Genomic DNA, 12,481 nt, shown 5'->3' with positions numbered 1-12,481 from the left:
TAATTTTTCTGTAGCTCTAATGCTTTCATAATGAGTGCCTAACGTCGTTTAACACGCGTGGCTAAAGGGAAATTCACAATATAATAGCCGCCCGGTTAGGCGTTGCTGCTCCCAATCAGAATTTCCCTCACCTTTTCGTATTCCTTTAACCGGGCGTAATCCTTGTCCGTGGGGTTGGCGATACGACTCAAATCCATATTTTCTGCATTATCTGCCAACTTTACGATTCGAGCGATCTCGTTTTCAGAAGCCCTTAAGGCCGCATCAATGCGGCTTTCATTTTCGCGCTTTGTAAGTGCGGCTACCGCCAGCAAAACCACATTGGAAAAACCTTCCTTTCGGAGATCTTCGATGGTGAATTCAGAGTCTTCTATCACATCGTGAAGGATTGCAGCGATTCTGGTTTCTGTGCCTGTTACCCGAAGCATTACCTGAATAGGGTGCAAAATATACGGCTGCCCGGCTTTATCGACCTGCCCAGCATGCGCTTTCGCAGCGATCTCAATTGCTCGTTCTAATGTTGCCATTTTTTAAGCCCTCCGTGACATAACGCTCGCAGTACAGGCCGAAACCCGCGCAGCGGTTTGAGGTCCAGCGACCAAAGGGAGCGATGCAGACTGGCCTTGTCATAAGCGTCGAACACTGCTTTATCTCGGATTTTCTGCATGATGGATATCATTTTTAATGATCAAAACCATTATATAAAGAAGTGCGAACGGAGGAATAAAAGCCAACAGAATTCCAAAAAATGTCGCCAGCTTTGGCGTCTGCGTTTTTCGTTTTCCTAAGTAATAACTGAGTATCCCCATTAAAGGGATAAAAAATATAAAAAACTGACCTAGAACAGTTGCATTGATATTCAAACTTAACTCCTTATAAGCTTATAACGCCCAAATTTAGCGCGGAAAGCCGCGCAGCGGGTTGACGTCGCAGCCAGCGCTTTTTGCTGGCGATAATATTTGTTTGTTATGTGACGATTGCAAAAACAAACACTACTAAACAGACTAATAAAGCATAAGGAAACGGAGATGCCCACCAGCTTAAGCTTTTTGAACTTTCAGCTTTGGCAATTTGCCGCCAACGCGCCTTTGTTTCCTCTGTTTGTTTGTACTTTTCTCTGAGTTGAGGCCCTGGAAAACCATACACTGTGATTCCAAAAAATATTGCATACCAGCCAACATTTGAAAACTTTGGCAAAAAAGCCAATATCAACACCCCAACTAGCAGGAATATGCAGCCAGTGATAATTTCATTCTTTGTTGGTAGTTTCATCTTATCGAGTCACATAACAGCTTATTCAGAGGATCAAAACCCGCGAGTTGCGTGTTTAAGATCCCGCAAGTTGCAAAATTGCATCCAGTCTAGGCTTGTAGCTGTTTGTAAATCAAGCATTTTAAACTTGTAGCAGGTTTGAGCCAGCAAATTACGGGTGAGGCACCCGCAAGTTGTTGATAAAAAACTCAGGCGTAATTACTGGAGCTTTAACCATTTATATTTACTTGGTTTTATGGCCGTTTTATTTGTCGCCTAGTACTGAGGTGGGGGGCAGTTAAGCAGGCGGCGCTGCCGCCTGCTGCTTTGGTTAGAAACTACATTTATTTACGCCGGCGTTGGCCAGTACGTGGGCTTTTACCTGATTGGTGGCTAACAGGTTAAAGCTGTAGGGTAGGTTTAGCACTGCTGTTGGCTGTACATTTGGCCCGGCGATAATGCCGTCGCTTGGGTATTCCTGCCAGGTAATATTGCTAAAGCTATTACCGCGGGTGTCCCAATAGCCGTAGCCGCTGGAATAAAACGACACTATCGGGTTTTTCGCGTTTTCAAACACATTGTTTTCAATGCGAATTACCGCACCCATCCGGCTGTTAATACCGGTGTCCTGAATGTCGTTGTAGTAATTATTGTAAATATGGCCCTGGCCAAAGCGGAACAGCGGCAGGCGTGAATTTACCTTATGCCAGTAGTTATGGTGAAAGGTAATACGGCGGTTGTAGTTGTCGGAATCACTGCTGCCCCACAACGAGGTTTTCCAGCTGTCGTGCAGGTAGTTGTAAGAGATAGTTACGTTATCAACGTCTTTTTTACCGCTGATCAGCTCGTCGTAAAAATCTTTACCGACATCCAGGCTGTTGAAGATTTCGTTGTGATCAATCCAGATATTGCGCGCCGGGCCTTCAATGGTAATGGCGTCTTTATCGCCGGTGTTAACGTAGCGTAGTTTAAGGTTGCGGATAATCACGTTATTAGCACGGAAGATTTTAATGCCGATACCATCAAACAACGCATTGTTGCCCACACCGATAACACTAACGTTATCCATGTCTTTTATATCAAACTTACTGACTCCGCCAGAGTTACCCGGCGTAATAGTGCCGTTAACGCGGATAGTGAGTGGCCGGTTTAAATCACGGTTTTGCAGTGCCGACACTATCTGAGCGCCGGTGCTTACCGTTACGGTTACTGCATTGCTGCCGCTGCCGCCGGTAGTGCCGCCGTTAAGCGAGGCATAGCCTTGCGGTGATGCAGCACAAGAGGTGATTGGGCCGGGTTCAGGATCGGTCGGGTCAGTTGGGTCAGTAGGGTCGGTTGGATCGGGCGGGTTGCCGCCATCGGTATTTAAATACACTTCAAACTCAGCAATACGCGGCGCACCGCTGGCGGTCAGTATTTCCAGGTTAAGTTTTTTTGCGCTAACAGTGCTGAAGTTAACTGTTCTGTTGCTACCTATGCTGGTCCCGGTAGCAAGTACCGCGCCGTTGTCATTATTCACCAGCCGCCAGCTGGTTACATTACTACCCTGCTCACGCAGTATCACCTGATTAGCGCTGATAGCGCTGCTCCATTTAACCGACACCCGTTGCCCGCTGTTGCTGGACGGTTGCCAGTAGCTTTGCAGGTTGGCGTCTTTTACATCGCCATAACTGACACCGCTGGCTTTGCTGGAACCGTCAGCACCAGCACCCGGGCCGGTAATTGCCAGATTATTTGCCTGTGCCACAGCGCTGAATGCCAGCGCAGTAGTTAATACCGACAAGCGTATTGATTTGCCATATTGCATTTGCCTTATCCTCTGTTGATTTATTTTTTTGTAGCACCGCTGTTATTGCCGGTGCGGGTTAAGCCTGCAACAGAGGCTTGATACTGGCTATTCCATATCTGGAAGCTGTAGTGGATATCAGAATTTTTCCGCAGGGCTAAAACCAACACCTTGATCATAAAAGGTAAATTAAAAGTAATTTTTAGCATGTAATAAATTTATCAGACAAGTTTTTCTGCTGATGCAGGCCTTTAGGTAATTGATCTGCGCCTTGGCTGACATACAATGGCGCAGCGATTAATTTGAGGTGCAGCATGAGCAGTGAAGTAGTAACAACAGCGCCGTCGGTACAGCAGCGGTGTAAGCATTTTATTGAAAACAATACCGTGCAGCGGCTGCTGCTGGCATTGATCCTGGTTAACGCTGCCACACTGGGGCTGGAAACCATGCCGGGCGTGATGGCCGTGGCGGGGCCGGCAATTTATCTGCTGGACCAGGCCATTTTAACGGTGTTTGTACTGGAGATTCTGCTGCGGCTATATGTACACCGGCTGGCCTTTTTTAAAGATGCCTGGAGCGTGTTTGATTTTATCGTGGTGTCTATTGCGTTGTTGCCTGCCAGCGGGCCGTTTTCGGTATTGCGGGCACTGCGTGTGCTGCGGGTACTGAGGGTGTTAACTTTTGTGCCATCGATGCGCAAAATTGTCGGCGCTTTGGTGCAGTCACTCAATGGCATGCTGTCAATTGCTATGGTGCTGGGCCTGGTGTACTACGTAGCAGCGGTTATGGTGACCAAACTGTTTGGTGAGGCCTTCCCAGACTGGTTTGGCAGTTTAGGCGCATCACTTTATACGCTGTTTCAGGTAATGACACTGGAAAGCTGGTCTATGGGTATCGCCCGGCCGGTAATGGAGCAATTTCCTTATGCCTGGCTGTTTTTTGTGCCTTTTATTCTTATTGCTACCTTTACCATGCTTAATTTGTTTATCGCGGTAATTGTTAATGCCGTACAAAGTATGCACGATGAAGAGCACCAGGCCGAGCACGACGCCGATAAAGCCACGCAGCAGCAACTGCTGCTACAGATGCAGCAATTGCAACAGGAGTTGGTAGCACTGCGCTCGCAGTTAAAAGCGCCTACTGCAGAATAAAATCTTCCAGTGACTGGCCGGTTAATTTGCCGATCTGCCGGAAAATATACCAGACGGAGCCCAGCAGCATAATCATGCTGGGCACCACTATTACCGGGTAGCTAAGCCAGGTCATCCGGCCCAGCTCTTCGGCATAAGCGGTGGTGCCTGGCTGGCTTACCACTATGGCTTTGGCCAGCACATAATTCAGTACCGATGACATAAAGAACGACGCGGCGACAATATAGCCGGCCCGTGCCATGCGCCGGTCAAACTCTGCGCTGTTATTCTGCGCTGCTAAAGCCTGATGCAGTTTGTCGGTATCCAGCAGTTCGGGGTTGATCAGCAGCTTTTTTACAAAAGGATAGGGCGTGTATTGGCTTACCAGCACAATAACGCCAATTAAGCCCGGGATCAGTGCTTCTTTAATGGCAATATAAGAAGGGTCGAGCTGCAGTAAACTAATACCACCGGTCAGTAATACGCTGACAATACCCAACACCGAAAAAAAGTTAACCTTGCCGGATTGTTTTAACTCCCACACACCAAACAGCAGCGGAAATGCCAGTGCCACCACCACTGCCCATACCGGCCCCAGTGCATCTTCACCGCTAAAGCGGCTTAACACTACCGCCGGGATCACGACGTTAATCAGTAAATTGCTAAGAAAGCCTGATTTTTTTTGTTTGGCAGGTGTGCTTGTGTGCTGCTCTGTTGTCATGGTGTTTACCCTAATCTTCGGTGCTGGCAGTATACCAAGCTTTTACCCTTTGCCCAGCAGCTAAGCTGTCAGGCTATCTGACCAAACAGCTCTGCCAATGCCGCGCGGTGGCGGCGTGACATGGTAAGCAGCGTGCCGCATTTTAACACCACTTCGGCATCGCCTTTATCACCGGGGCGCAATTCAATGATGTCGCTTTTACGGACGATAGACGAGCGGTGAATACGCGCAAAGATGGCCGGGTCCAGTTTGCTTTCTATCGCAGCCATGGTATCGCGCAGCAGGTAGCTTTTTTGCTGTGAATACACATGAATATCGACATAGTTACCGGCACTTTCAATCCAACTGATATCGTTAACTTCAACAATACGTAACCGGCCCGGATCACGTATCGTTATACGCTCTATGTAGTCGCTACCTTGCTCAGCTTTTTCACTGTTACGGCCTAGCTTATCAATTATTTTGCCACAGGCTTTAAACAGGGCCTGCTGAAACCGCTCGGCACTAAAGGGTTTAAGCAGGTAATCCACTGCGCTTAAATCAAAGGCAGTAACTGCGTGCTCGGCATAGGCGCTGCAAAAAATAACGGCCGGTTTGTTCGCCAGCTGTTTAAACACATTCAGGCCATCCAGCCCCGGCATTTGTATATCCAGAAAAATAATATCCGGCTGATGCAGCTCTGCTAAGCGCAGGGCATCGTTGCCGTTATCTGCCTCAGCGGCAATTTCAAATTGCTGTTGCTGACTTAAAAGGTGTCTTATGCCAGCCCTGGCTAAAGGTTCGTCGTCCACTATTAAACAGCTTAGTTTCATATCCGACTCGGGAAAAATTAACAGCGTGGAACAGCTCTGACCAAGTTGATGAATGTCAGTTCCCTGTCCCATGGGGCTTAAAGGGCGCGCAGTGTAACAGAGGCCGTTAAGTTACCAAATAGCGTTGGCCTTAATTTCTGTGGCTTTGGCGGCAATTTTTACAAATTTATACAGCATAGTATGCCGACACTGTATTTCCTCCTGTTTGTCACGGCAAACCCCGTGTTGGCGTATTTGTGCTGGTATTGGTAACAAAAGAACAGTAGCGTCAGCGCCGGAAAAACCACCACTTATAACAACGGCAGTCTCATTGAAGACTTCCAGGGGGAATAACATGCAAAAATCTATTATCGGCAAAGCAGTGCGCTTTGCTTTGCTGGCTGCGCCGGTATCTGCAGTTGGCTTCAGTTCTGTGGCAGTAGCACAGGAAGAAACTGCCAAGGTTGAACGTATTGAAGTAACCGGTTCGCGCATTCAGCGTCAGGACATGGAAACCGCATCACCTATTACTGTAATTGACGCAGCAGCTATCCGCATGGAAGGCTTTACGTCGGTTGACCAGCTGTTGCAGGCGCAAACCTCTATGGCTGGTGCTGCAGTGGGCTCAACCACCAACAACGGTGCAGACGGTGTTGCTCAGGTAGACTTACGTGGTATGGGTTCACAACGTACTCTGGTATTGCTGAACGGCCGCCGTATGGTTAACTCAGGTTCAGGTGCTGACAGTGCAGTGGACTTAAACTCTATCCCGGTAGCGATGATCGCCCGCGTTGAAATTTTAAAAGACGGCGCTTCTGCAGTATATGGCTCTGACGCCATTGCCGGTGTGGTAAACATTATTACCAAAAAAGATTTTGAAGGCTTTCAGGTTGATTTAAACGGCAGCAGCACAGACAAAGGCGACGGTGAAACCGGCGAGCTAAGTGCGCTGTATGGCTTTAGCACTGACCGCGGTAACTATACTATTGGTGCGGCTTACTCAGACCGTAAAGGCGTTATTCAGTCTGATCGTGACTGGACAGAGGCTGGCGCAAGCTCGTTTATTCCTACCGGTACTTTGGGTGGTAAAGTACAAAATGCCCAGGGGCAGTGGGTAGATCGCAGCACGGGTTATGATTTTACTCAAGACAGCTGGTACCAGACACCAAGCAAGCGTTACAGCCTGTTTGCTAACGCAACCCAAGAGCTGGGTAATGATCTGGTATTTACTGCCGATGCGCTGTACACCAAACGTAAATCAGATCAGCAACTGGCTGCTCAGCCAGGCGACATTATGCTGGATGTCTGCGGTGCGCCAGGTGCTGATCTGGTGCAATGTATTACGCTGACACCCGCTATGACTGCTGGTGGCCTGGCAGCAGATGATACCGGCCGTATTAATTACCGCCGTCGTACTAATGATGTTGGCCCGCGGGTATATGAGCAAGACACCGATACCTTACGTTTATCGGCCGGTTTAGCCGGTACGCTGGATGTTCACACCGGTATGAACTGGGATGTGTCTTACACCTTTGGTAAAAACGAAGCAGACACTTCAGTAGCTAATTCAATTAATGCTGTAAATATGGCTGATTCTGTGTATGCGAATCAGGCTGCCTGGTTTAGCGGTGCGCCATTAACGCCGGCTATTGTTGATGATATCGGCTACTTTGAGCAAGCCAACGGTGGCAATAAGCAGCATATTGTTGCCGGTGTATTAAGCGGTGATTTATTTGATTTAAGCGCTGGCGCTGTAGGTTTTGCTGTGGGTGCTGAATACCGCCGTGACAGCGGCTTCTACAACCCGGACCCGGTAATTGTGGCCGGTGAAGGCACTGCAGCCCAGCAAGATCCTACTAATGGCAGCTACGAAGTTGTGTCTTTCTATCAGGAAGTTAGCGTGCCATTCAGTGAAAAACTGACCGGTGAATTTGCGCTGCGTTTTGATGATTACTCTACCTTCGGTAAAGCCAGCACCTGGAAAGTGGGTTTAACCTATGAACTGTCAGACGAGATTATGTTCCGTGGTGTAGCCGCTACCGGTTTCCGCGCGCCTAATGTTAGTGAGCTGTTCGGTGGTAACACAGGTTCTTATGATTACCTGGATGATCCATGGGGCAATGAGCAAGACCCGCAAATTCTGGTGAACTACACCTCAGATGCCAATATTGAGCCGGAAGAGTCAGAATCTTTCACCGCCGGTGTGGTGTTATCACCTGCGCAAATTGAAGGCCTGTCAATGACAGTGGATTACTGGCGCTTTAAAGTATCAAACGCTATTACGCGTTTAGATGCACAAGCCGGTTTAAATAACTGTTTTGCCGGTGATGTTACTGCCTGTGAAACCTTCAGCATTACGCCAGAGGGTGATTTATCTAACTTTACTAACCCGTTAACTAACGTAGGTGATCAGGATACCAGCGGTATTGACTTAAACATTGCCTATCGCTTTGAAGGCTTAGGTTTAACCTGGAATATCAACAACGATACCACCTGGTTACTGAAGTTTAAGCAAGACGGTCTGGATTACACCAACACCATCGATGGTAACTTCGGTGGCTATGCTGAACTGCGTAACAACTTCAGCATTCAGGCTGGCCAAGGTGACTGGAACGTAACGTACTTTAACCGTTATATCGGTAAAACAGAGTACTTAGCCGATGGTTCACGTATTGACGCCGTGCTATATCACAATGTTGCTGCCAGTTACTTTATTACTGATGGCCTGAGTGTATCACTGGGTGTGAAAAACCTGACCGACGAAGAGCCTTCACGTGTTGCTAATGGCAGCGACGGTGGCACAGTGCCCGAAGTATTCGACACTATCGGTCGTCAGATCTACGGTGGCGTAACTTACAAGTTCTAAGTTTTGCTGTTGTAATACCAAACCCGCCGCAATGGCGGGTTTTTTGCTTTTAACTTTCTGGTTATTTGGTATTACCAATTCTGTTGCCGCTTTTGTAATCAATCATTGTTGAGTACCAGTGTATAACGCGCTAGGGTGGTGCAACATGGGTAACCGAGGCAACGAGAATGGATCATTACGCAGCACTTAAAGCCAATGTGGGCTTGCTGGGAACAAAGCTGGGCGACACTATCCGCAGCCAATTGGGCGATGCACTGCTGGAGCGGGTAGAACAGATCCGCTTGTTATCCAAGGCGGCACGCCAGGGTGATGAATCGCAGGCCGACAAGCTGAAGCAGGTACTGCGCAGTTTAACTGACGACGAATTATTGCCGGTAGCACGGGCCTTTGCCCAGTTTCTGAATTTAGCTAACCTGGCTGAACAGCACCATACCATCAGCCGTATTGGCCACACCAGCATTGAAAAGCCCGAGCCGCTGCAGGAGTTATTCAGTTTATTGCAACAGCAGCAACTGGACAGCAGCAAAGTTGAACAGGCAGTAGCCAATTTATCAATTGAACTGGTGCTGACTGCACACCCGACGGAAGTGTCGCGGCGTACACTTATCCATAAACTTACCGAAATTGCCGCCTGTTTAACTGAGTTGGAGCAAGAGCTAAGTGCAGCGCAGCAACAAAAAGTAGAGCTGCGTTTAAGTGAACTGATTGCCCAGGCCTGGCATACCAATGAAATTCGTGAACAACGGCCAACCCCGGTAGATGAAGCTAAATCGGGCTTTGCGGTAATAGAAAGTTCGCTGTGGCAGGCGATACCTGACTTTTTGCGTGAGCTGGATACCAAGCTGATTGATGCCACCGGCAAGGGGCTGGCGCTGGACGCCGCGCCGGTAAAGTTTTCTTCCTGGATGGGCGGCGATCGCGACGGAAACCCTTTTGTTACCGCTAAGGTTACCCGTCAGGTGTTGTTACTCAGCCGCTGGAAAGCGGCAGACTTATTCGCTAAAGATTTAGATTTACTCAGCAGTGAATTATCGATGTATCAGGCTAATACAGCGCTGCGCGAAGTAGCCGGTGACGCCAGTGAGCCGTACCGGCTGGTGCTGAATAAACTGCGTACCGGCTTATTGCACAGCCGCGACTGGTTAACTGAAGCGTTAAAACATGACCGTTTGCAACGGCCTAACGATTTGATCTGGCATAACCAGCAATTACTTGAACCCTTGTTGCTGTGTTATCAGTCGTTACTGGATTGCGGCATGGCCGTTATTGCCAACGGCAAGTTACTTGATACCCTGCGCCGCGCTTATGCTTTTGGCTTAACCTTATTAAAGCTGGATATCCGCCAGGACGCTGGCCGCCATGCGCAGGTGTTTGGCGAATTAACCCAGCATCTGGGGCTGGGCGATTATGCCGCCTGGGACGAAGGCGCCCGCCAGGCCTTTTTACTGGCCGAGCTGGCTAACCGGCGGCCGTTGTTTCCGAAAAGCTGGCAGCCGTCTGCTGATGTACAGGAAGTATTGGATACCTGCGATATTGTCGCCCGCCATGGCAGCGAAGCGCTAAGCACCTATGTTATTTCAATGGCCGGTAAACCGTCTGATGTACTGGCAGTGCAACTGCTGTTAAAAGAAGCGGGTATCAGCTTCCCGATGCCGGTAGCGCCATTGTTTGAAACACTAAGCGATTTACAAAACGCACCGGATTGTATGCGCAAGCTACTCAGCATCGACTGGTACCGTGGTTATATTAACGGCAAACAGGAAGTGATGATTGGCTACTCCGATTCGGCCAAAGATGCCGGGGTATTTGCTGCTGCCTGGGCGCAGTACAGTGCCCAGGAAGCGCTGGTAGCCATTTGCCAGCAAGCCAAGGTACAGCTCACGCTGTTTCATGGCCGTGGCGGTACAATCGGCCGTGGCGGCGGCCCGGCGCATGCCGCTATTTTATCGCAACCGCCGGGTTCACTGGCCGGTGGTTTGCGGGTAACCGAGCAGGGCGAAATGATCCGCTTTAAATTCGGACTGCCGCAATTGGCTGAGCGCAGCCTGGCGCTGTATGCCAGCGCCGTGCTCGAAGGCCTGCTATTACCTCCGCCGGTGCCAAAACAAAGCTGGCGCGATTTAATGCAGCAACTGGCAGATGACTCCTGTGAGGTTTACCGTGGTGTGGTGCGGCACGATAAAGACTTTGTGCCGTATTTTCGTGCGGCCACGCCCGAGCAGGAGCTGGGCCAGTTACCGCTTGGCAGCCGCCCGGCTAAACGCAACCCCAGCGGTGGTGTGGAAAGCCTGCGGGCAATACCGTGGATTTTCGCCTGGTCGCAAAACCGTTTAATGTTACCAGCCTGGCTCGGGGCCGGCGGCGCCTTAGCCAACGCCGCCAAGCAGGACAAAGCCGCTTTGCTGGATGAAATGCAGCAACAATGGCCGTTTTTTGCTACCCGTATGTCGATGCTGGAAATGGTGTTTTTAAAAGCCGACAGCGAAATAGCCGCTTATTATGACAAGGTGCTGGTGCCGGACGAGCTGAAGCATTTAGGCCAAAGCCTGCGCAGCCAACTGGCCGCTGATCGCGAACTGCTGCTGAAGCTTATTCACAGCGATACGCTAATGGCAAAAGAGAGCTGGATTAGAGAGTCGATCATGCTGCGTAATACTTATGTTGACCCGCTGCATATACTGCAGGCTGAGCTGTTGTACCGCGTGCGGCACCAGCCTGAGCGGGTAAACCCGATGATTAGCCGGGCGTTAATGGTTACCATCGCCGGTATTGCCGCAGGTATGCGAAATTCCGGCTAGGCGTTTTCGGTGCAGCTATCTCGTTAAGAGTATGTAAAACCGGCATAATGTGAATCCGATTTTCTACTGAGGGATAGGGTTTACTCTAAACTGACCGTTGCAGGCCAGGATGGCCGAATCGAGCCTACAGGGACGTATTTACGGCGTGTCGGTGTGAGTAAACCCTATTCCGATGCTATCAGGATTGTGCAATATTATGGGTTTATATGCGCTATTAGCGCTGGTGTCAGCAGTGGCGATGGCCAGCAGTGGTATTATCGCCCGCTATAGCGGCCTGGCGGCGGCCGAGTTAACCTTCTATCGTTTAGCTGTCGGCGGTATATGTTTGCTGCTGTTTGTCGGTTTAACCGGCCGTTTTAGCTTATTAAAAGGCAAACCCGACTGGCGCATGGCAATAAACGGCGTACTGCTGGCCAGTTTTATGCTGTGTTTCTTAACGGCTATCGAATATATCAGCCTGGCCAATGCCATTATGCTGGTCTATCTGGCGCCACCGCTGTCGGCTTTTATTGCGCACTGGTTGCTGCAGGAAAGGCTCGATTTACCTGACAGCAGCCTGATTGTGCTGTCATTCCTTGGTTTTGCCATGTTGCAGCAATTTAAATTTGATCTGGTGTTAGACGCCGCGCAGCTGCCTGGGCTACTGTTTGGCTTGCTGTCGCTGTTTACTTACAGCGGCTTTTTACTGCTAAACCGCCGCGCTTTGCCTGCGCATTCGCAATTGCAGCGCACGTTTTACCAGCTGATTATAGGCGCCTGTTGCGTACTGCCGTTTTTAAGCGGTATCAGCTTACCCAAGCCAGATGATGTTATCTGGATAGCCCTGGCCGGTATTTTCCCCGGTTTTATTGCTATTTATTGCGCCATAGTAGCATTGCAGCATTTGCCCACCCGCGTTTATGCTACGCTGGCCTATCTGGAGCCGGTTACCGTTATTCTGGCCGGTTGGTGGCTGTTTAACGAAAGCTTAAGCATACTGCAACTTGGCGGTGTGCTATTGATTATCCTGACCGGTTTAGCCCTGGCACTGCGGCATAAACCGGCCCCGTCAGTGCTTGTATTAGCAGAGCGCGCTCAGTTGTAATTAGCCGGCTGCTATAGTTACAGTACTGTTACCTAAAGCAAAACCGGAGAACGG

General features: G+C 49.6%; 10 protein-coding genes. 4 read left to right on the top strand and 6 right to left on the bottom strand.

Going from position 1 to position 12,481, the window contains the following annotated elements; translation table 11 throughout:
* Positions 1-95: 95 nt before the first annotated feature.
* The 4 genes from AR688_RS18600 to AR688_RS18585 form a co-directional block, all read right to left on the bottom strand.
* Positions 96-527: an HD domain-containing protein gene (locus tag AR688_RS18600; protein ID WP_068237666.1), complete on the bottom strand. Its 432-nt coding sequence runs from the start codon at positions 525-527 to the stop codon at positions 96-98.
* A 120-nt stretch (positions 528-647) separates the two neighbouring features.
* Positions 648-863: a hypothetical protein gene (locus tag AR688_RS18595; protein ID WP_068237663.1), complete on the bottom strand. Its 216-nt coding sequence runs from the start codon at positions 861-863 to the stop codon at positions 648-650.
* A 103-nt stretch (positions 864-966) separates the two neighbouring features.
* The gene (locus tag AR688_RS20295) at positions 967-1,272 is read right to left on the bottom strand and encodes a hypothetical protein (protein WP_068237660.1); all 306 of its coding nucleotides are present in this window, start codon (positions 1,270-1,272) and stop codon (positions 967-969) included.
* Positions 1,273-1,582: 310 nt separating this feature from the next.
* On the bottom strand, positions 1,583-3,058 hold the full coding sequence (locus AR688_RS18585; RefSeq protein WP_156420354.1) for a pectate lyase family protein: 1,476 nt from the start codon (positions 3,056-3,058) through the stop codon (positions 1,583-1,585).
* 293 nt (positions 3,059-3,351) lie between these two features.
* On the opposite strand from AR688_RS18585, the gene AR688_RS18580 reads away from it, so the two are divergent.
* Positions 3,352-4,188, top strand: a complete 837-nt coding sequence (locus AR688_RS18580; RefSeq protein WP_068237657.1) for an ion transporter — start codon at positions 3,352-3,354, stop codon at positions 4,186-4,188.
* On the opposite strand, the gene AR688_RS18575 is transcribed toward AR688_RS18580, so the two are convergent.
* Both AR688_RS18575 and AR688_RS18570 read right to left on the bottom strand, forming a co-directional pair.
* Positions 4,175-4,888 (bottom strand): VC0807 family protein, encoded by a 714-nt coding sequence (locus tag AR688_RS18575; protein WP_068237653.1) that lies wholly within the window; start codon positions 4,886-4,888, stop codon positions 4,175-4,177. The two genes, AR688_RS18580 and AR688_RS18575, sit on opposite strands and share 14 nt — an antisense overlap.
* Before the next feature lie 68 nt (positions 4,889-4,956).
* The gene (locus tag AR688_RS18570) at positions 4,957-5,700 is read right to left on the bottom strand and encodes a LytR/AlgR family response regulator transcription factor (RefSeq protein ID WP_068237651.1); all 744 of its coding nucleotides are present in this window, start codon (positions 5,698-5,700) and stop codon (positions 4,957-4,959) included.
* Between the two features lie 334 nt (positions 5,701-6,034).
* Here AR688_RS18570 and AR688_RS18560 point away from each other — a divergent pair, with 334 nt between their 5' ends.
* From AR688_RS18560 to AR688_RS18550, 3 genes are all read left to right on the top strand, one after another.
* On the top strand, positions 6,035-8,545 hold the full coding sequence (locus AR688_RS18560; RefSeq protein WP_068237645.1) for a TonB-dependent receptor plug domain-containing protein: 2,511 nt from the start codon (positions 6,035-6,037) through the stop codon (positions 8,543-8,545).
* A 167-nt stretch (positions 8,546-8,712) separates the two neighbouring features.
* On the top strand, positions 8,713-11,343 hold the full coding sequence (gene ppc, locus AR688_RS18555; protein ID WP_068237641.1) for a phosphoenolpyruvate carboxylase: 2,631 nt from the start codon (positions 8,713-8,715) through the stop codon (positions 11,341-11,343).
* A gap of 196 nt (positions 11,344-11,539) precedes the next feature.
* Positions 11,540-12,427 carry a DMT family transporter gene (locus tag AR688_RS18550; protein ID WP_068237639.1) on the top strand — a complete coding sequence of 296 codons (888 nt, stop codon included), beginning with the start codon at positions 11,540-11,542 and terminating at the stop codon, positions 12,425-12,427.
* The last annotated feature ends 54 nt before the right edge of the window (positions 12,428-12,481 follow it).

It is taken from the genome of Rheinheimera sp. EpRS3, from assembly GCF_001513785.1.
GTDB lineage: Bacteria > Pseudomonadota > Gammaproteobacteria > Enterobacterales > Alteromonadaceae > Alishewanella.
Note: the sequence above shows the minus strand (reverse complement) of the source record. Positions and strands in the feature narration are given on the sequence as shown.